We start from the raw sequence: 20803 nt of genomic DNA on the forward strand, positions 1-20803 counted from the left end.
TGCCGCACAGGATACGGGGTCGCCAGATGAACAGATGTTAAGAGGACGCATTTTCACCTCAGGGGCCGTGTACGCCGCAATCATCCGGGAGAGGAGGTGAAAGAGATTCATTTCGGCGCCCTGATACGGTTCGGCCCGGCAGAGGCGCCGACGATATGCCGGACGACCGATTTTATCTCTTCTACAGACCTGCTGTCCACCACCATGATCACAGCGATGTAGACCATGACCCCGAGGACGATCGACGAGACCAGGGAGGCGCTCCCCGACATATACCATCCGCTGACGCTCAAGAAGAGCCAGACGGCGGCCACCATCACCCCGGAGCCGATGGCGGCCGGGAGGACCGCACGGACAATAGCGGCGTATTTGAGCCCGATGAGACGGTTGGCAATGGTTTGAATGACAAAGAAAAGACCGCAGAACGCCAGCGTGATGGCAGCGGCAACACCGGTGATCCCGAAGGTCATCCCCAGATATATCGCAAGAGAAATGACGAAGACGGAGAGGATCTCATATCTCACATAGAGGTCGGGCCGGCCCTTGCCCATCAGGACCGGGTTCGCGTTGGCTTCGACTGACTTGAGGATCCCGTACACGGAGAGGATCTGCAGGGGCAGCACCATCGGGACCCAGTTCTCTCCGATGACGACCGGGATGAAGACCGGTGCGACGACGGCAAGGCCGGCAAGCATCGGAAACGTCATCAAGGAGGTGTAACTGACCGTCTTGAGATAGCCGAGCCTGATCTGTTCGTTGTCGTCCTGGATCGCCGAGAAGGCCGGGAAGGTCACCCGGCCGATGATCCGTGATATCCGCCTGAACGGAAAGACCGCCATCTGGAAGGCAAGGGTATAGAGGCCAAGAGAGGTTGCGTCAAGAAATTTTGCGATGAGGAGGTAGTCGATATTCGTGTCGATATAGCCGAGGATCTGCGATCCCATCGCGTTCTTCCCGTAGCCGAAGAGATCCAGAAAACTCTCCCGGTCCAGGATCCTTGACGGCCGCCAGGGGCAGAGCACCCACAACAGAGCAGAACTGCCGAGACTCGCCATCACCGAGCCCAGGACAAGGCTCCAGACGCCGTAGCCCAGGATGGCCAGGACCAGGGAGACGATTCCGGCTATGCCGGCCGTCCAGATCTCGGTGATGGCGATCTTCCTGAAGTCGATCCTCTTCATCAGCATGGTCCTGTGGACGATGCCGAACGAGCCGAAGATAAAACTCAGGGAGAGGACGACGACGATCGAGCGCAGCAGGGGTTCGCCGAAGAACCCGGCGATGAATGGAGATGCGAGGACGGCCAGGGCAAAGAGACCGCCGCCCAGCATGAGGCCCACCCAGAAAGCGGTGGAGAGGTGCTTCTCTGTGATCCCTTTTTTCTGGATGATGGCGGCGCTCAGACCGATGTCGTTGACGGTCTCGATGAACATCGTGAAGACGAGCGCCATGCCGAGGAGGCCGAAGTCTTCAGGAAAGAGAAGGCGGGCCAGCAGGATCTTTACGAGAAACTGTAATCCCTGGGATACCACCTGCGATACGCCCGACCAGCTGATCCCCCTGACGGTCTGGATTTGAAGACTTATCAAAACCCCCCCATACAATATTCTTCCGGCACGCCGTCCAGAGAGGGGTCGGCGCCGGCAGATAGGTTTCGAGCAGTGTAGAGAGGATGATGATATTTAAGTATTGTGCCATTACCAGAGTGACAGGGAAACGGGGAGAAGATTATTTTGCTTTGAGAGAGGGTTAGTTCCTGATTCCAGAGAGCATACGTGCTTTTCTGGAGAGACGGTCACTGAGCGGCGGGGCGATCATCCGGGAAAACGCCTTTGTGTCCTGATCTCTTGTAACCCCGAACCGACTGATCCCGTAGAGATCCGACCCTGCGGCGGTGCGGGGATTTACTTCCAGGGCACAGGCATACCCCGCCTCCCTGGCGGCGAAAACCTCTCGTGGAGAATATTTTCCCCAGGGGTACGACAGGGAAAGAAAGGTCTCTCCAAACCTGATCAGCGCTTCTTTTGAATCGTCCAGCTCCCTGCGGAGCGCCAGGGCGTCGAGTGCGGGAAGGTTTGCATGCGAATGAGTGTGGCTCCCGAGCCCGATCCCGCAGGACCGGATGGAGAGCACGTCGTCTTCATCCATCAACCGTGCGTCGGGTGAGTGCTCGTTGAACCTCGCCTTCTCCCCGAGCATGCCGGTGACGAGAAAGACGGTGGCCGGGACACCGAACGCTTCAAGCACCGGGAGCGCCTCCTCGACAAAGTCCAGGTAGCCGTCGTCGAAGGTGATGACCGCCTGCATCCCGACACCCGGATCGCTGGTTTTAAGCCCCTCCACCAGCGTGGGGAGCGGGACGATATCGTAGCCCGCATCCAGAAGCCACCCGATCTGCCCGGAGAAAGCCTGCCGTGAAACGGCAAAAGGGTCAGAAGGGGCAGTCGCGGTGATCGAATGGTACATGATGACGATCGGACCCGGAAGGTGCCTGATCTTAAAATTCATTGGATTCTCTCCCTATTTTATCGCCCGAATGCTCAAATGCATGCTGTCGCTCCTTTTTCAACAGGGTCGGGTAATTGTCGTGCACCCTCCCGACCACCCGCGCCGGGACACCGGCGGCGACGGCGTTTTCAGGGATGTCAGAGAGCACAACGGCGTTTGCGCCGATCATCGCATTGTTCCCGATCGTCACCGGACCCAGGATCTTCGCACCGGCCCCGAGCATCACGTTGTCGCCGATCGTCGGGAACGTTCTCCCGTTCTTTCTCTTCCCGGGCACCTGCCCGAGGGTGACTCCCTGGTACACGGTCACATTGCGCCCGATCTTCGAGGAGTAGCCGATGACGATGCACTGGGCATGGGGGATGAAGAGACCGGCACCGATCTCCGAGCCTGTGGAGATGGCGATCGCGTTTAAGATGCGGTTGAGTATGTTCAGAAGGGGGAGGAAGAACCCGAGGTTTTTTTCTCTGGTCTTCCTCGCCAGGCGGTAAAAGAAAACGGCCCTATAGCCCCTGTGCATGAGGGCGTATCTGAGTACGATATACCCGGACCGTATGCGCCCATAGGAAACGGCGGTTTCCGGTCGCCTGAGATAGGGCAGGAGGTCCTGCATATAATCAGACACCGGGCACGCCTCCACCGCCGGGGTGCCCCCCTCATGAACCCATTGTACGGCAAAACCCTGAGAACCGTCAGGGTAGCCCGGACATTCTTCCTCCACCTGCGGGGCACTGCCACGTATCAAAGCCATAGAGACCGGTCTCCATATATGCTCAATTATCCCCCGCCATCCACTCTTCGCTCAGATAGGTTGACGGGAATCTCACCAGGCCCCATGCCATGAAGCCGCGGGAAGATCCTTTGCGGTCCTGTCTGCCGTGCGCCGGTGACCTGACAAATGCCGGCATCGTCGCAGCTGACATACGCCTGCGTGTCAGTGCAGGCACCCGACATATAATAGTTTCTCACATGCCCGGGGTCATGGAAGACGGAACAGGACAGAAAGGGAGAGAGGCCGCCCCATCTCTCCCTCAGCCAGAGTGTTTGCGTTTCTGTTTTTCCGTTCATCTCAAACCCCTTCTCCGCACCGTCGGTTCACGCGACGGCCCTGAGGGTCCGGGGGCCGGTCATCCGGTCGATCCCGGGAGCGGCCTGACGAGCGGGATTATCCGTCCCCCTATCGCAATCAGGCAGGCGGACCTGTGGAGCAGGGCCGTTCCACCACCAACCGGATATATCAGGACATGAGTATAGGGGGTCATATCAGAGAGACGGCACCCATGACCCGGTCGATAGCAACCGTTATATTTCTCGTCGTCACGGCAGGCATCTGTTTGACACAGGCGACAGGCGCAGTGACGCTCTCCGTAGCCGCCGCTGACAGTTCACCTGAAGAAAAACGATATGCAGATCGTTTCTGCGACGGGACCGGGGACCAGATCGAGATCCAGAAAGCAATAAACGATCTTCCCGGAGAGGGGGGCGAGGTCGTTCTCCTCTCCGGACACTTCAGGTGCGATGACACCATCAGGCTCCGCTCCGGCACCATGCTCTCGGGGAAGGGCGCCGGCATCACCGTGCTCGACTTTACCAGAGGGACGATCTATCTCAGAGACATCAGGGGCGTGGTGGTCAGGGACTTCGGCACGACCGGCAGCGGATCGGTATGGATCTATAACAGCAACGTCGTTCGCGTGCGCAACGTCTCCGCTACCACCGATACCTCTGCACACGGGGCATTCTGGATTTATGCGCACAACGCCGTCGTCGACGATATCGAGTTCGTAAACTGCACCGCCCTGAACTGTTCACGCCACGGTTTCATCAACAACGGCGAAGGGACCACGAAACTGGTGAAAAATGTCAGGTATATCAACTGCACAGCCATAAATTCCGGGCTGTTCGAGCGTTACAACCCCTGGTCCACCGGATTCGATCTCGCAGAGAACAGTGATCTCGAGAACTGCGTGGTCAGCGGGTGCCTGGCCGAGGGGTCCTGGGAGTCAGGGTTCCATATCGAGAACAACCCCGCGAAGATCAACGTTTTGATCGAAAACTGCATCAGCCGCAATAACGGACAGAGGGAAAACGCCGATTTCGGTGCCGGTTATCTTATATCGGGCGATGTCACCCTGAAGAACTGCATCTCCGAGAACAACAGGCGGGGATATTATGTGGTAACGGCCCGGACGCCCGGACATCCGGTGATCACAGACTGCATGGACCGGGGTTCAGGCCAGAGTTATGTGCTGAAAGATACGGCAGAGATCCGTATCCAGAATAGTTCAAGCATAGATGCCTCGAACATGGGCATTTCAGTCATCAGATCAAAAAATATCACGATCAGCAACTTTACCCTTAAAAACGCCGCACATGAGAATATCATCTGTCATTCCCTGGGGATACCCCTGCAGGAGTCCGAATCCGGGTATCATGAGCTTCATAACATTGGAGGAATGTACAGTTGCGGCATAAGCGTTGAAATGAGCAAAAATGTGATGTTTTCTGGAACTATCGCAGAAAAAGAATCTGAAGAGCCAGGGACGCCGGGATCCATCATCAGAAAGGGCGTCATCGCAGCCATAATCGGTTCAATAGTGCTTTATTTCGCGTACCGCACATTAAAAAAGGTTAAAAATATATGATTGCCCATTTAAATTCTCAAATAACAACAGAGGCCCTAAATTTAACCGCGTATTAGAATGTATGATATACCGAGAAGCAAAAAGAGAAACAGAAATCCAGAAATTGCCAAAATATACTAAAAACATCATAATACGAAAAAATTGCCATTTTTGATATTGCGATGATTTCCGAGGGCACATCCGAGAAGCAACATTAAAAAATAAATTCAAATATATAAATTATACGCAGACCACATTATAGCATTATATACGAATTATATTAAATGAACAAAAATTATGAGATAGATTCTATTATCCTGCGCGACAGGATCCGAGAACGGTTGGCACCACAACACATTCGAATAGATAATATCAATTTAATTAACTAAAATGTCCTTAAAAAAACACATATCGAGATAATAGAACATTAATAAAAATTTTTAAAGGATTAAGACTTCAAAAATCAATAAAATTTTAAATTATACGATTAAATCGACAAATTAGAGTTAAAAGACTATATTAAACAATATTTTTGTAAAACTAAATTGTTATTGACCTTTTATCTGCCAAAAAATCAAAATATGATGCTAAAATGAATGAATCAAAATAGAAATATTTAAGTTAATATTGTATGAAAATAAATGTGCCCGGGGGGGAAGATGAAAATAGAGGAATTGATATGGGGATCAGGCCAACGCTAAAACTGTTGTTTGCAGCACTCATGCTCGTCTGTCTCGCACAGGCAGCCAGTGCGGCAACGGTCCATGTCGCTGCAAGCGACAGCACGGCTGAACTGAAAAGTCAGGCTGATTATATCTGCGACGGGTATAATGACCAGATAGAGATCCAGGCGGCAATCAACGCACTGCCAGCCAGCGGCGGCGAAGTGGTCCTGGCAGAGGGCAAATTCAGCCTCGGATCATCTGTCACGTTAAAGTCGAACACTGTTTTGAGAGGAGCAGGAGAGGAAAAAACGATCCTGACATTCTCATCAGGCAGAGTGGATATCTCAGGCGTGCAGTATGTCACCGTCGGTGACTTCAAACTCCTCGGGACTGGAGCAGTTTTCATCAAGAACGCAAAGCACATCACGGCCGAGCGGATCTATGCGTACGACATCTCCAATGTCCAGTGGGGCGCCTTCCAGGTAAGAGCGGACAGCTATGTCACCGAAGACATCAAGCTGATCGACTGCACCGCCGATTACATTGCACGTCACGGATTTGTTAACGACGGAACCAACGGTGGCCTGATAAAAGATATGCAGTTTATACGCTGCAAGGCGCTCAGCTGTGGTCTTCACAACAGGATCACGGCAGAGTGGGGAACCTGGGTGACCGGTTTCGATATCACGGAGACCGTCGATATCGAGAATGTCCTGCTTGACTCCTGCGTCGCGGACAACAACTGGGAATCGGGCTTCCACATCGAGTACTTCCCCAAAAAGACAAATGTAACATTCATAAACTGCCTTTCCACAAACAACGGCAGGGTCAAGCAGTACTCAAACGATGAGAAGATCTGGATGGCCGGCTACACCGTTTCCGGTGACGTCACCCTGATCAACTGCACGGCCGAGAACAACATGAAGGGGATCTTCTTCAACACCGGCCACTGGGCAGCTGGCGGCGTATTTGTCGACGTCCCCGGCACTCCGAAGTTCATCAACTTCCATGATGACGGCTCCAACATCGGCCTCTACATGCTGGGTGCACGCAGAGGCGTGCTGGAAAACTGTGTATTTGAAAACTCGGAGACCTACGCGATCTATGACTACAAGTCGTGGGACATCACGTTCGACAACTGCGATTTCGTGAACCCTGCGGGGGTCAACGGCGTCTACATCCAGAATGTTGTCGCAAACTCACAGGACTGGAGCGGCGTGAACCTCATCTTCGATGAGAATTACCAGTACAACCCGGTTCAGGAGCCAACGCCGGAACCAACCCCTGTGCCAACACCGGAACCAACGCCGGTTCCGACCGAGCCCCTGGCAGTGCCGGGGATCGTCGCGATCGAGCAGTATGACGCCGGCGGCGAGGGCGTCGCATACCACGACACCACCGCAGGCAACCAGGAAAACACCCTCGGAACCGATGACGTCGATATCGTCACCCGTTCATGGTACGACGGCTACCTGATCGGATACATCGACGAGGGCGAATGGATCAACTACACCGTGAACGTCGAGGAGGCAGGGGTCTATGACGTCGAGCTCCTCGTCTACGCAAAGAACGCAGGAAGGACCCTCTCCCTTGCAATCGACGGGGAAGAGGCATGCACCATTGAGGTCCCGGCAGGAGGCGACTGGACGACACCCCTGAACCCGACCGCACAGGTGACCTTCCCGACCGCAGGCGAGCACGTCGTCACGCTGACATTCGCAGGCGGGGACATGAACGTCGGGCCCATGTCGTTCGCACTCGCAGGACCGATACCGGAGCCGATACCGGAGCCGACACCTGAACCGACGCCTGAACCGACGCCGGTGCCAAAAGACGAACCGGTTTATCTTTCGACACCGCTGCCCGGCATCATTGCAGTCGAGCAGTATGACGCCGGCGGCGAGGGCGTCGCATACCACGACACCACCGCAGGCAACCAGGAAAACACCCTCGGAGACGATGACGTCGATATCGTCACCCGTCCATGGTACGACGGCTACCTCATCGGATACATCGCCGAGGGCGAATGGATCAACTACACCGTAAACGTCGAGGAGGCAGGCGTCTATAACGTCGAGTTCCTTTTCTACGCAAAGAGCGCAGGAAGGACCCTCACCCTTGCGATCGACGGGGAAGAGGCATGTAGCGTCGTGGCCCCGGCAGAAGGGTCCTGGACAACACCCCTGAACCCGACCACACAGGTGACCTTCCCGACCGCAGGCGAGCACGTCGTCACGCTGACATTCACAGGCGGGGACATGAACGTCGGGCCCATATCGTTTGCACTCGCAGGGCCGGTCCCCGAACCGGCGCCAGAAGGTATGATGGTACTGCCCGGCATCGTCGCGGTCGAGCAGTATGACGCTGGCGGCGAGGGCGTCGCATACCACGACACCACCGCAGGCAACCAGGAAAACACCCTCAGAGACGATGACGTCGATATCGTCACCCGCTCCTGGAACGACGGCTACCTCATCGGATACATCGCCGAGGGCGAGTGGATCAACTACACCGTATATGTCGAGGCGGCCGGAACATATGACGTCGAGTTCCTCGTCTACACGAAGATCGGGGGCAGAACGCTCAGCCTTGCGATCGACGGAGAAGAGGCATGCACCGTCGAAATCCCGGCTGGAGGAAGCTGGACGACACCGCTGAACCCGACCGCACAGGTGACCTTCCCGACTGCAGGCGAGCATGTCCTCACCATGGCGTTTGCAGGCGGGGACATGAACGTCGGTCCCCTGACATTCGAACGCAGCAATTAAAGCATCATACCGGCCTGCACCGGGGACCCGGAACAACAGGCCGGCCAAGACCTATTTTTTCTGCCTGAGAGGGCCGGGCATGACTGCAGAGCCAGGATGCCGGGAGCAGGTACGCCCCGAAATCATGGCCAGACCGACTTTTCTCCATTATTCTTCTGATTTTCCCCGGATACCGGGAATATATCCTGACTATAATCCGGCACATGAGAAACCTATATATATTGATTGCATATTACTGCTCATCGCCTGGCGGGGGGACGCGGGGCCCGGGGGTATGAGAGCGTGCCGAACGCATCTCTGCCGACGGGCGGCAGGTGCGAGCACGGCCGGACATGCCCTGAAACGGCAGAAGATATCGTCCTGAAAGACCCAAAAGAAACCATTCCAGGTGATGCCGACACGGACGTTCGGCGCAGGACGGTTTTCCCCCCACCACGCAATCCCAGCGGCATTGGAGCCGGGAAGAGGTGATCAGCGTGAGCAATGTCAGAAAACTCCTGTATCTCAGACAGGCGATGCGGAACCAGTGGCTGAAAAAGAAGGAGATCGAAGAGATCCAGAGACGCATGATGCGGGGGATGATCGTGCACGCCTACGACAACGTGCCCTTCTACCACAGGAAGTTCAGAGAGGCAGGAGTTACGCCCGATGATATCCGGACCGTTGAAGATCTCCGGAAAATACCGATAACCACAAAAAAAGAACTCAAAGAGAATTTTTCCGACCTGATCGCCCGCGGGGTCGATCCCTCCTCGTGCTGGATGCCGAGGACCAGCGGATCGACGGGGATACCGCTCAAAGCGGCCTATGGGAGGAGAGACGAAGATTATCAGAAGGCGATCGCACTCAGGCCGAACCTTGCGTGCGGCCAGCACCTCCGGGATCCCTGGGCGGTGCTCACGGCGCCCCACCACATCCTGGACAAAAAACACTGGTTCCAGAAGCTCAGGTTTCTCTCACCCACCTTCATCAATATATTCGCCGACCTGCAGGAGCAGATCAGGCTTCTCGAAGAGATGCAGCCGCGGGTCATCGACGGATATCCCTCGGCGCTCTACCTGCTGGCACGGGAGATGAAGCGGACCGGCAGAAAGACGATCAACCCGGAGATCATCTTCAGCACGGCCGAACACCTCTCGCCCGAGATGCGGGAGGGCATCGAATCCACATTCGGGATCAGGATGTACGACCAGTTCGGGTGCGTCGAGATGGGGCGGACGGCCTGGGAATGTCCCGAACATGCGGGCTACCATATGGACATCGATGCGGTGGTGATGGAGTTTCTCCGGGACGGCGAGCCGGTCGCTTCGGGCGAGCGCGGGGAGATCGTGTACACCGGGCTCTACCATTATGCGATGCCGCGTATCAGGTACGCCGTCGGCGATGTCGGGGTCCCGACCGACGAGGAGTGCCCCTGCGGGCGGGGGCTGCCCCTGATGAAAGAGGTCGAGGGGCGATCTGACTCGTTCATCCAGACCCCGGACGGGAGGATCTATCCCCAGATGACCTTCTGGGCGATCATGAGGACGTTTGCGCACGCCGAAGAGATCGCACAGTTCAGGGTGATACAGGAGAGAACGGACGCCATCACCGTCCCGGTCGTCAGGGGCAAAAATTACCGGGAGGGGATCGACGAGGAGATCAGGAGGCACATCATCGGCGTGCTGGGCGAAGACGTGAAGATCACGGTCAGCCCGGTCGACGAACTCCCGCGCGATCCCACCGGCAAGGTGAGAACGGTGATCTCCAATGCGCAGATCCAGTGGTGACTATCCACACCCCATTTTGTGAATTAAATCACATCAGAGACCATTAATACGCCCAAATAACCAGGCCAGGATATCCCGAAGCCGGCAGCGGTGCAATTCGGCGTCAGCACCCGAGAGATGGGGGAGAGAAACGCCCTATCTGAGGAGTCGGGGACCGACTGACCCGTACCAGGAGGCTCTGGAGGGGCATCATCGACGCCAGCCGACCTCTCCTGTCACCCGGGAACAGGAGGCGTACAGAAAGATGTGGCAAGAACCGCGTGATTTTCATCTCTCTTTGCTTCAATCCCCGGGACCGTCTGCAAACCCACCATATGACCGGCAGTGTCCGATAAATGAGAATAGAAACCAATAAACGGTTGATCGGCGACTATGGCTTTAGAGCAGAAAAAGGAGAGCCCGGAATGAAGCAGGACAGGACAGACACATCTGAGAAAGCCGACGAAAATCGGATCGAAATATTGAAGGACGCGTATATCTCCCCGGAGCTCATCGAAACCCGCCTTGGAAAGGTGGAGATAGATATCACCCGGGGCGACGGGCCTGTTCTGATGGGCAGTCACGGAGGTCTCGGCGGCGTCGATCAGTGCCGTGCGGCCATTGATTTTGCCGGCAACGATTTCAGGCTTCTTTCTCTCTCCCGCCCGGGATATCTGGGAACACCCCTCGAGAGCGGGAAGTCACTCGAGGAGCAGGCCGATCTCTTTGCCGCCGTCCTCGACGAGCTGGGGATCGAGAAGGTGGCGATGTTTTCCATCTCCGCAGGCGGACCGTTCGCATACACCTTCGCCATACGCCATCCCGACCGGATCTGGGCACTGATCGCCGCAGACGCCGTCAGCGGGTATTACGATCTCCCCGAGACCGCAGGGCCGGTCACCCAGATGATGTTCCTCTCCGATATCGGCCAGAGCCTTCTTCAGAAGATGACGAAATCCAAACCCGATGCATTCATAAAAGAGATCTTCAAGAGCGAGGCCTATTACACGAAGAAGCAGATGAAGGAGCACCTCGATTTCGTCCTGAACGATCCGTACGCACACGGGTTCGCAACGGCCTTCATGAATACGATGTACCCCTACAAACCCAGAAGAGCGGGAACGGAGAACGATCTGAAGATCACCCGCAAGCTCACCCATCTGCCCGTAGAAAAGATCACATGCCCGACCCTGGTGATCCACGGCACGCACGATGCGGACGTCAAGTTCTATGACGGCGTCTATGCATACGAGCACATCGAGAATGCAGAGCGGATCTGGATCGAGGAGGGCTCGCACCTCTGTTTCTGGATCAACCCGAAGTCAAAAGAGGCGCAGCGGTATGCCCTTGACTTTTTGAAGAGGAACATGCCAGAATGATTTCCGGGGTTTCCGGATCTTTTGAACCGCCCATGAACCGGGCACGCGGGTTCGCGGCGCTCAGCAGGCCCTCGCCCTCTTCCCGGGGCTCGATCAAAAAAAAGAGATCAAATCTTCTTTAATTTTTCAGTAAGTTCTGCAGCACGCTCTTTTCCGATCAGGAGGCCCGCCGAGATGTTCACCCATTTGATCAGATCGGGCATGTCAGAGCGCTGGATCGCCGAAAATTCAACTCCGTCCATATGAGAGCGGGTCTGGCGCTCCAGAAAGCGCTCGGCCCCCGGCCCGAGGTACTCGGTCGTGATATCCAGAACACGTTTGGAAAGGAGGTTCATGGTATCACTCACGTTTCGTCTCTTCGTCAGTGTCCATGAAGATCTTGAGACTTGCAACCATCCGGGAGAACGAATCCGCGAGTTCGCCGATTTCGTCCTTTCTCCGTACATCCACCGTCACCGAGAGGTCGCCCATGCTGATGGCGCGGGCGGTCGCGTTCAGTTTCCTGATGTCCCGAATGATCGTCAGGGAGAAAATGCCGATGATAAACGCTGCGACGAGAGAGGCAATGCCGATGATGAGGTATATCGTGTTCCCGATGAAGTTCTGCCGCTCAATGACGTCCGAACTGTCCATGTCGATCCCGACGATGCCGACGACCTCGCCCGCGCTGTTTCTGATCGGTGCATAGCCTGAGAGGACGGTACCCCACTGGTCGGTGGTAAATTCGTCGTCCGCAGACAGGCCTTCAAAGCCGTCGAGCATATTTTCGGTGACGCCCTCATAGATCTCCCCGATCCCGGCAACGTCCTCGTCGTAGCCATAGTCGGCATCGACAACAAATACGATCTCATTCCCGGATTTTCGCATCGAATAGACGTATAATACATCCGGGTTGGTCTGCTGGACCGATTTGAAGTCATCGCGTATCCGTATGAATGCCTGCGTGCTTTCATCGCCGGGCTTCAATGACGCGAATGCATCCCCGTCCACCTGAACAGCAACCGCCCCGGCAACGGCCATCAGTTCGCTCTGCGTCGACTCCTTGAGGGCGTTTTTCGTCTCTCCATAGGTATAGAAGAACGTGAGCCCCGATGTGATGAGGATGAGAACGACAAAACTCGCGATCAGCTTTGTCGAGAGGCTATGAAGCACCTTAACCATGTTATAATATAAATAAATATCCCATATAAAACTTCTCAAATTATACTATAATATAGATATAGAGATAAAATATCGGATTTTAACCAAAGATAACGACCATAAAGAGATAAAAGAGATAAGGCGCCCTCTCATGAAAAAGAGGGTTTCACCTGGAGGCCGTCCCACGGGCCGCCGCAGCCATTCCAGCCACATACGCCCTCAGCGCCGCCTGCATCGCCGCCACGTCGCCGCCGTGCGCCCCGACGATCCTGACGACGGCGCTCCCCACGATCGCGGCATCGGCCCCGGCATCGGCGATCTCCCGCACGTGCTCGGGCCTGGAGATCCCGAAGCCGACGGCGACCGGAAGGGAGGCGGACGAGCGGACGGCAGCGATCCGCCGGGCGATCGCCGGGTCGAGGCTCTCCCGCACGCCGGTGACCCCCTGCACCGAGACCAGGTAGAGGAACCCGCTCGCCAGACCGGCGATGAGGGGGAGGCGCTCGGGCGGGGTGTTGGGAGCGACCAGGAAGATCCGGTCCAGACCGTGCTCCCGGGCGGCGGCGTCGAAGGGACCGGACTCCTCGGGTGGGAGGTCGGTGACCAGGACGGCGTCCGCCCCGGCATCCCGCGCCTCGCGGCAGAAGCGTGCGTCGCCGCGGACATAGACCGGGTTGTAAGAGGTCATCAGCACGATCGGGACCTGAACGCGCTCCCTGATCGCCCGCACCAGCGCAAATAGTCTCTCGGTCGTCATCCCGCCGGCGAGCGCCCGCACATTCGCCTCCTGGATCACCGGGCCGTCGGCGATCGGGTCGGTGAACGGGATCCCGATCTCCAGGATATCGGCCCCGCCCTCGACGATCGCCATCGCCGCCGCAAGGGAGGTCGCAGGGTCGGGGTCGCCGCCGACGAGATAGGCGACCAGGAGGGGGCGCTTCGCCCCGGCGAAGGCCTCCGCGATCCTGCTCATCGCCGGCCCCCCATGATCGCCGCCACTCCTTCGACGTCCTTGTCCCCCCGGCCCGAGAGGTTGACGATGAGAATGTCGTCCCTCTCCATCTCCTCCGCCGCCTTCACCGCCTGCGCCACCGCATGCGACGATTCCAGCGCCGGGACGATCCCCTCGCGCCTGGAGAGGAGGGAGAACGCCGCCAGGGCTTCGTCGTCGGTGACGGCGGTATACGCCACCCGGCCCGCCTCTTTGAGCATGCTGTGCTCCGGCCCCACGCCCGGATAGTCGAGGCCGGCCGAGACCGAATGCGTCTCCAGCACCTGGCCGTCGGCGTCCTGCAGGAGATAGGAGAGCGCCCCGTGGAGCACTCCTTTCGTACCGGCGCAGAGGGTCGCCCCGTGCTCTCCGCTCTCCAGCCCCCGCCCGCCGGCCTCGACCCCGATCAGCCTCACCCGATCGTTCAAGAAGGGGTGGAAGATCCCGATGGCGTTCGACCCGCCGCCGACGCAGGCAATGACGGCGTCGGGCAGGCGCCCTTCGGCGCGGAGGATCTGCGATCTCGTCTCCTCCCCGATCACCCGCTGGAAGTCCCTGACGATCGTCGGGTACGGGTGCGGCCCGACCACCGAACCCAGGCAGTAATAGGTCTCCCCGGCGTTCGTCACCCAGTCGCGGAGGGCCTCGTTGACGGCGTCCTTCAGGGTCCGCTGCCCGGTCGCAACCGGGATCACCCGCGCCCCCAGCAGCTCCATCCTGAAGACGTTCAGCCGCTGCCGCGCCATATCGGTCTCCCCCATGTAGACCTCGACCGGGATCCCGAGAACGGCCCCGGCGATCGCTGTGGCGACGCCGTGCTGCCCTGCCCCGGTCTCGGCGATGATCCGCCGCTTTCCCATATGCTTCGCAAGCAGGGCCTGCCCCAGGGCGTTGTTGGTCTTGTGCGCCCCGCCGTGGAGGAGGTCCTCGCGCTTCAGGTAGAGCCGGCACCCCAGGTCGGCAGAGAGGTTTCTGCAGAAGGTGAGCGGGGTCGGCCTCCCGGCAAACTCCGCAAGGTAGGTCTGCAGCTCCTCCTGAAACCCGGGATCAGCCTTTGCCGCTTCGTACGCCGACGCCAGTTCCTCCAGGGGGGCCATCAGGGTCTCCGGGACGAACTGCCCGCCGAACCCGCCGAACGATCCTGCGTTCACGGGGTGATCCCCCTGCACGCCATGACACACGCCTTCATTTTATCAATGTTTTTTATGCCGGGGCTGTCCTCGACACCGGAGGAGACGTCGACGGCGTACGGCCTGACCACCGCAACCGCCGCCCCGATGTTCTCCGGGCCAAGCCCGCCGGAGAGAATGACCGGGACGGGCGAGGCCCGCACCAGGGCCTCTGCCTCCCGGAGATCGCAGTGCATGCCAGAACCCCTGCTCGCATCGAGGAGGAGGGCGTCGAACCGGCTTTCGGGGATTTTGCCGTCCCCGACCCCCCTGATCACCCGCACCCCGGGGGGCACGTCGAGGTCGCAATAGACCTGGACGGCGGTCGGATGGAGGGCGAGCATCCCGGCAAGGTCGTCCGGGTCGTCGGTGGCCGAAACGCAGACGCGCCCGGTGAAGGGGCCGAGGGAGGCGAAGATCGCCGCCGCCTCCGCCGGCGTGACCGAGCGGGGCGAGTCCGAGAACATGACGACGCCCACGGCGTCCGCACCCGCGGCCTCGGCGGCGAGGGCGTCACGGACGCGCGTGATCCCGCAGATCTTCAGGCGCATACCAGCCTCCCGAGCCGCCGCGCCGGGTCGCCCGAACCCATCACCGAGGAGCCGATCAGGAAGGCGTCGCAGTGGTCCTTGAGCGCCCTGATATCGCAGGGCCAGACGACCCCGCTCTCCGAGACCACCAGCCGGCCCTCGCCAGCAAACAGGGGGGAGAGACGGACGGTGGTCTTCAGGTCGATCGTCATCGTGGCGAGGTCGCGGTTGTTGATCCCGATCAGCCCGGCCCCGGTGGCGAGCGCCGATCTCGCCTCGGCGGCGTTGTGAACCTCGACGAGGGGTTCAAGCCCCAGGTCGGAGGAGAGGTCGATGAACCTCCCCAGTTCTGGCCCGAGCACCCCGGCGATCAGGAGGACAGCGTCGGCGCCCAGGGCGGCCGTCTCGTAGACCTGTCGCTCGTCGACGATGAAGTCTTTCCTGAGGATCGGGACGTCTGCGATCGGCCTGATCCGCTCGATGTTCTCCGTGCTCCCGCCGAAATAAAAGGGCTCGGTCAGCACCGAGAGGGCGACGCAACCCCCCCGGATCAGTTCCCCGGCGAGCGTCTCCGGCGGGTCAAAACGCCGGATCGCACCGCGGGAGGGCGAGGCGTATTTCACCTCGGCGATGATGGCGTTTTGCTCGCCCGCCGACCTGATCGCCCCGGAGAGGCTGTGGTGCGTGCGGTGCCGGGGAAGAAGGTCCATCTCCTCCACCGGCCGCAGGGCGGCGACCCGGTGGCGGGTGCAGGCGACGATCTCGTCCAGGATCATAGAGCGCCCCCGCTCGCCTGCACCAGCGATTCGAGTTTCCCAAACGCCCTTCCCGAGTCGATCGAGCGCTCCGCAGCGCTGACGCCGTCGATCAGCGTCCGGCTCTTTCCGCCGAGATATATCGCCGCTCCGGCATTGAGGAGGACGATATCGCGGGCAGGGCCAGGTGCCCCGGCCAGCACCTCCCTGAGAATCGCCGCATTCACGGCGGCGTCCCCGCCCCGCAGGTCGTGCAGGGAGGCCGGGCGAAACCCGAAGTCCTCGCACCTGATATCAAAGGTCCGGACCGTCCCGTCCCGCAGTTCGGCGACGGTCGTCGGTCCCGTGGTGCTGATCTCGTCGAGCCCGCCGCCGTGGACGGCCATCGCCCGTTCCACGCCGAGATCTCTGAGCACCCCGGCCACCGTCGTTACCAGCTCAGGGGCGTACACCCCCACGATCTGCGCCTGCGCCCCGGCGGGGTTTGCGAGCGGTCCGAGGAGGTTGAAGATCGTCCTGATCCCGATCTCGCCCCTGGGCCCGGCCGCCCGGCGGAGGGCCGGGTGGTAGGTGGGGGCGTAGAGGAAGACAATCCCGATCTCCTCCAGGACTGCCTGCGCCCGCGCCGGCGGGAGGGCGAGGTCGATGCCGAGCGCCGCAAGGACGTCGGCGGAGCCGCACCCGCTCGATACGCCCCGGTTGCCGTGCTTGACGACCGGGACGCCGGCGCCGGCGGCGACAAAGGCGGCTGCCGTGCTGATGTTGAAGGTCCCGGCCCGGTCGCCGCCGGTGCCGCAGGTGTCGACGAGGGGAGAGGCGACCCGCGGGGCGATGGCGACCGAAGCCGCCCGCATCGCCTGCACGCAGCCTGCGATCTCGGGCACCGTCTCGCCTTTCATCCGCATCGCCGTGAGAAAACTCCCGATCTGCGCCGGGGTCGCACCGCCCTCAAGGATCTCGCGCATCACCGCACCGGCCTCTTCGGCCGTGAGATCGCGGTGACCGACCAGCGCCGTGATCGCTTCGGCGATCATTGGGCGACCCCCCCTTCTGAGAGGAAATTTCCAATGATCCGGTCCCCCTCCCTGGAGAGGATGCTCTCCGGGTGGAACTGGATCCCCTCGATGGGGTAGTCCTGGTGGCGCACCCCCATCACGTAGCCGTCGTCCAGGCTCGTCGCCGTCACGGCGAGAGCGTCGGGCAGGCTCGCCTGGTCGGCGATCAGGGAATGATAGCGTGTCGCCTCAAACGGGTTCTCGACGCCGCTGAAGATCCCCTGACCGTCGTGGCCGATCAGCGAGGTCTTGCCGTGCATCAGCCGGTCGGCCCGCACGACCCTGCCCCCGAAGGCGGTGCAGATCGCCTGATGGCCGAGGCAGACCCCGAGGGTCGGGATATCCCGGCAGACCGTCCTGAGCGCTTCGAGGCAGAGCCCTGACTCCTCAGGAGTGCCCGGACCGGGCGAGAGGATGATCCGGTCGCATTCGATCTCGCGGAGCACTGATACCGGGGCGTCGTTCTTGACGACGACCGGCTTTGCTCCGAGCATTCCGACCTGCTGGAAGAGGTTGAAGGTGAAACTGTCGTAACAGTCGATGATCATGACGTTCATGGCGATTGCCTCCCGATCTCGATCGCCCTGAGCATGGCCCGGGCCTTGTTCTCTGTCTCTTCCCATTCCCTTTCGGGGACGGAGTCGGCGACGATCCCGGCCCCGACCTGCACGGAGGCGGTGCCGTCCTCTACGACCACCGTCCTGATCGCAATGGCGCATTCGAGGCTCCCGTCAACGCCCGCATACCCCACCGCACCGGCATAGACGCCGCGGGGAGAGGGCTCCACCGCCTCGATGATCTGCATCGCCCGGATCTTCGGGGCGCCCGAGACCGTCCCTGCGGGAAAGCAGGAGGCGAAGGCGTCGAAGCAGTCGTAACGGCTGTCAAGCTCCCCCTCGACGACCGAGACGATGTGCTGGACATGGGAGTATTTCTCGACGTCCATGAACGAGACAGGCCGCACCGAGCCGTACCTGCAGACTCTGCCGAGATCGTTTCGCGCCAGGTCGACGAGCATCGTGTGCTCGGCCCGCTCCTTCTCGTCGGCGAGGAGTTCCCGGCCCAGTCGGTCGTCCTCCTCCGGCGTCCGCCCCCGCGGTCGGGTGCCGGCGATCGGCACCGTCGTAACAATCCCCTTCTCCACCCGGACGAGCATCTCCGGGCTTGCGCCGGCGATCTGCATCCCGCCGAAGTCGAGGTAGTACAGGTACGGCCCGGGGTTCATCGCCCGCAGGGCGGTGTAGATCGCAAACGGATCGGCCGGGTAGTCGCAGTCGATCCGCCGCGAGACGACGCCCTGGAAGATCTCGCCGGCGGCGATCTCCTCTTTCACCCGGAGAACGGCAGCCTCGAACGCCGCCTGCGTCATCGAGGACGAGAAGACCGGAACAGCGCCAGGGATGGAGAGAGGGGGAGGATGGGGCGAGCGGTCCCGGGCATCGATCGCCGAGGCGATCCTCCGGATCCGCTCCAGCCCCTCCCGGTACGCATCGGCCGGTTCCCGGCCCCCGCCCGCGATCAGATGCGAGACGATGAACATCCTGCCCTCCAGGTGATCGAAGACGATGGTGTCCCGCGCGAGCATGCACCTGATCGCCGGGGCTGACCTGCCCCGGCGGCGCTTCACCTGCGGGTAGAGGTCACAGACGAGATCGTAGGTGAAGCAGCCGACAAAACCGCAGGCGTAGCGCGGGACGGCGACAGGCAGCGGGGAGAGCCGTTTCAGGACCGAACGCACCTTCTCGAGGGGCGTCGATCCTTCGGGGGATCCGGCGATCCGGAGATAGGGCTCATCCCCCCGGATCACGTCCTCCTCCCCGAGCGAGAGGGAGAGGACGGGATCGATCCCGATCACCGAGGAGCGTGCGGTCCGCTCGCTCCCTTCCATCGACTCCAGAAGAAATCCCCGCCCTTTGCAGAGCCTCGAATAGAGATCGGGGGGAGATATTCCAGGGAGGGGGTGTTCGCAGCAGAGCGGTACGAGAACCGGGCCGTCCTGACGCTCTGCAGTGGCGCAGAACTCCTCAAAAGAGGGGGTTATGGTGAAGGCAGCATCCATTCCACCGGCATCACCCCACCTTCGGCAGATGTGAGAGCGATTCCCGGATCAGGTCGGCCGGGTATTCGTAATCGATGAGACGCCCTGCAAAGTACGCCTCGTAGCTGGAGAAGTCGAAGTTGCCGTGGCCGGAGTTGTTGAAGAGGATCACCCGCTCCTCGCCGGTGCGCCGGCACTCGAGGGCGGCGTCGATCGCCGCTTTGACGGCGTGGGCCGATTCAGGGGCGACGATGATCCCCTCGGTCCGCGCAAAGGTGACGGCGGCCTCGAAGACCTCGTTCTGGTGGTAGGATGATGCGCCGACAACGCCGTCGTGGATGAGTTTCGCCACGAGGGGCGAGACCCCGTGGTACCGGAGGCCGCCAGCGTGGATCGCCGGCGGGACGAAGTCGTGGCCGAGGGTGAACATCCGCATCAGCGGCGTTAAGCCGGCCACATCGCCGTAATCGTAGGCATAGAGCCCCTTCGTCATCGTCGGGCATGCGGTGGGTTCGACGCCTAGGATCTCGGTCTCAGGGTGCTTCCCGGTGATCTTGTCCCCGGCAAAGGGGAAGGCGATCCCGGCGAAGTTGGACCCGCCGCCGACGCAGCCGATGACGGTGTCCGGGTATTCGTCGACCATCGCCAGCTGCTCGCGGGCCTCGAGCCCGATCACCGTCTGGTGGAGGCAGACGTGGTTGAGCACGGAACCGAGGGCATAGTTGGTGTCAGACCGTCCCGCGGCGTCCTCCACCGCCTCTGAGATGGCGATGCCCAGGGAGCCCGGGGTGTCGGGATGCTCCGCCAGCACCTTACTGCCCGCGGCGGTGCGGGGGCTCGGCGAGGGGATGCACTCGGCGCCGTAGACCTGCATCATGCTCTTCCGGTAGGGCTTCTGGTCATAGCTCGACCTGACCATGTAGACGGTGCACTCCATGTCGAAGAGGGCGGTGGCGAACGCAAGGGACGAGCCCCACTGCCCGGCCCCGGTCTCGGTGGCGAGACGCTCCACGCCCGCCTTCATGTTGTAGTAGGCCTGCGGGATGGCGGTGTTGGGCTTGTGGCTGCCCGGCGGGGAGACGCCCTCCCACTTGAAGTAGATCCGCGCCGGCGTCTTGAGGTGCTGCTCCAGCCTTCTCGCACGGTAGAGCGGGCTCGGCCTCCAGAGACGAAGGATATCCCGCACTTCGTCCGGGATCGGGATCGAGCGCTGCGTGCTCATCTCCTGCCTGATCAACTCCATCGGAAAGATCGGAGCGAGATCCCCGGGCACCACCGGCTTTCCGGTCCCGGGGTGGAGCGGCGGGTCGAGAGGCGAGGGCAAATCTGCCTGAATATTGTACCACGCCTTCGGGATGGCATCCTCGTCGAGGAGGATCTTGGTCTGCATACCATAGCATGGGTGTTGTCTAAATATATACATTGTTGCATCA

At 60.0% G+C, this 20803-nt stretch carries 17 protein-coding genes; 4 read left to right on the plus strand and 13 right to left on the minus strand.

Features of this window, described 5'->3' with window-relative positions; genetic code table 11:
* Positions 1–107: 107 nt before the first annotated feature.
* The 3 genes from METLI_RS00270 to epsC form a co-directional block, all read right to left on the minus strand.
* Positions 108–1604, minus strand: a complete 1497-nt coding sequence (locus tag METLI_RS00270) for an MOP flippase family protein (RefSeq protein WP_342632900.1) — start codon at positions 1602–1604, stop codon at positions 108–110.
* 145 nt (positions 1605–1749) lie between these two features.
* On the minus strand, positions 1750–2508 hold the full coding sequence (locus tag METLI_RS12260) for a polysaccharide deacetylase family protein (RefSeq protein ID WP_004037033.1): 759 nt from the start codon (positions 2506–2508) through the stop codon (positions 1750–1752).
* On the minus strand, positions 2498–3229 hold the full coding sequence (gene epsC / locus METLI_RS00280; RefSeq protein ID WP_217178690.1) for a serine O-acetyltransferase EpsC: 732 nt from the start codon (positions 3227–3229) through the stop codon (positions 2498–2500). The genes METLI_RS12260 and epsC overlap by 11 nt, the downstream gene beginning before the upstream one ends.
* 613 nt (positions 3230–3842) lie before the next feature.
* Here epsC and METLI_RS00285 point away from each other — a divergent pair.
* The 4 genes from METLI_RS00285 to METLI_RS00300 all read left to right on the plus strand — a co-directional run bounded on the left by METLI_RS00285 (position 3843) and on the right by METLI_RS00300 (position 11692).
* Entirely contained in the window at positions 3843–5153 is a 1311-nt protein-coding gene (locus tag METLI_RS00285; RefSeq protein ID WP_169313791.1) for a glycosyl hydrolase family 28-related protein, read from the plus strand.
* Between the two features lie 685 nt (positions 5154–5838).
* On the plus strand, positions 5839–8565 hold the full coding sequence (locus tag METLI_RS00290; protein WP_169313792.1) for a carbohydrate-binding protein: 2727 nt from the start codon (positions 5839–5841) through the stop codon (positions 8563–8565).
* 476 nt (positions 8566–9041) lie between these two features.
* The gene (locus METLI_RS00295; protein WP_157203170.1) at positions 9042–10334 is read left to right on the plus strand and encodes a phenylacetate--CoA ligase family protein; all 1293 of its coding nucleotides are present in this window, start codon (positions 9042–9044) and stop codon (positions 10332–10334) included.
* Between the two features lie 404 nt (positions 10335–10738).
* Positions 10739–11692 (plus strand): alpha/beta fold hydrolase, encoded by a 954-nt coding sequence (locus METLI_RS00300; RefSeq protein ID WP_004037038.1) that lies wholly within the window; start codon positions 10739–10741, stop codon positions 11690–11692.
* Positions 11693–11799: 107 nt separating this feature from the next.
* On the opposite strand, the gene METLI_RS00305 is transcribed toward METLI_RS00300, so the two are convergent.
* From METLI_RS00305 to METLI_RS00350, 10 genes are all read right to left on the minus strand, one after another.
* The gene (locus METLI_RS00305) at positions 11800–12027 is read right to left on the minus strand and encodes a hypothetical protein (protein WP_004037039.1); all 228 of its coding nucleotides are present in this window, start codon (positions 12025–12027) and stop codon (positions 11800–11802) included.
* Positions 12028–12031: 4 nt separating this feature from the next.
* Positions 12032–12853, minus strand: a complete 822-nt coding sequence (locus METLI_RS00310) for a HAMP domain-containing protein (RefSeq protein ID WP_004037040.1) — start codon at positions 12851–12853, stop codon at positions 12032–12034.
* Positions 12854–12998: 145 nt separating this feature from the next.
* Entirely contained in the window at positions 12999–13805 is an 807-nt protein-coding gene (gene trpA / locus METLI_RS00315) for a tryptophan synthase subunit alpha (RefSeq protein WP_004037041.1), read from the minus strand.
* The gene (trpB, locus tag METLI_RS00320; RefSeq protein WP_004037042.1) at positions 13802–14974 is read right to left on the minus strand and encodes a tryptophan synthase subunit beta; all 1173 of its coding nucleotides are present in this window, start codon (positions 14972–14974) and stop codon (positions 13802–13804) included. Before trpB ends, trpA begins: the two co-directional genes overlap by 4 nt.
* On the minus strand, positions 14971–15543 hold the full coding sequence (locus METLI_RS00325) for a phosphoribosylanthranilate isomerase (RefSeq protein ID WP_004037043.1): 573 nt from the start codon (positions 15541–15543) through the stop codon (positions 14971–14973). The genes trpB and METLI_RS00325 overlap by 4 nt, the downstream gene beginning before the upstream one ends.
* A complete protein-coding gene (locus METLI_RS00330) occupies positions 15534–16298 on the minus strand; it encodes an indole-3-glycerol phosphate synthase TrpC (protein ID WP_004037044.1) in 765 nt (254 codons plus the stop codon). The genes METLI_RS00325 and METLI_RS00330 overlap by 10 nt, the downstream gene beginning before the upstream one ends.
* Positions 16295–17311, minus strand: a complete 1017-nt coding sequence (trpD, locus tag METLI_RS00335; RefSeq protein ID WP_004037045.1) for an anthranilate phosphoribosyltransferase — start codon at positions 17309–17311, stop codon at positions 16295–16297. Before trpD ends, METLI_RS00330 begins: the two co-directional genes overlap by 4 nt.
* On the minus strand, positions 17308–17889 hold the full coding sequence (locus tag METLI_RS00340; protein WP_004037046.1) for an anthranilate synthase component II: 582 nt from the start codon (positions 17887–17889) through the stop codon (positions 17308–17310). Before METLI_RS00340 ends, trpD begins: the two co-directional genes overlap by 4 nt.
* A complete protein-coding gene (locus METLI_RS00345) occupies positions 17886–19391 on the minus strand; it encodes an anthranilate synthase component I family protein (RefSeq protein ID WP_004037047.1) in 1506 nt (501 codons plus the stop codon). The genes METLI_RS00340 and METLI_RS00345 overlap by 4 nt, the downstream gene beginning before the upstream one ends.
* A 10-nt stretch (positions 19392–19401) precedes the next feature.
* Positions 19402–20760 (minus strand): TrpB-like pyridoxal phosphate-dependent enzyme, encoded by a 1359-nt coding sequence (locus METLI_RS00350; RefSeq protein ID WP_004037048.1) that lies wholly within the window; start codon positions 20758–20760, stop codon positions 19402–19404.
* Positions 20761–20803 lie beyond the last annotated feature (43 nt).

Source organism: Methanofollis liminatans DSM 4140 (assembly GCF_000275865.1).
GTDB lineage: Archaea > Halobacteriota > Methanomicrobia > Methanomicrobiales > Methanofollaceae > Methanofollis > Methanofollis liminatans.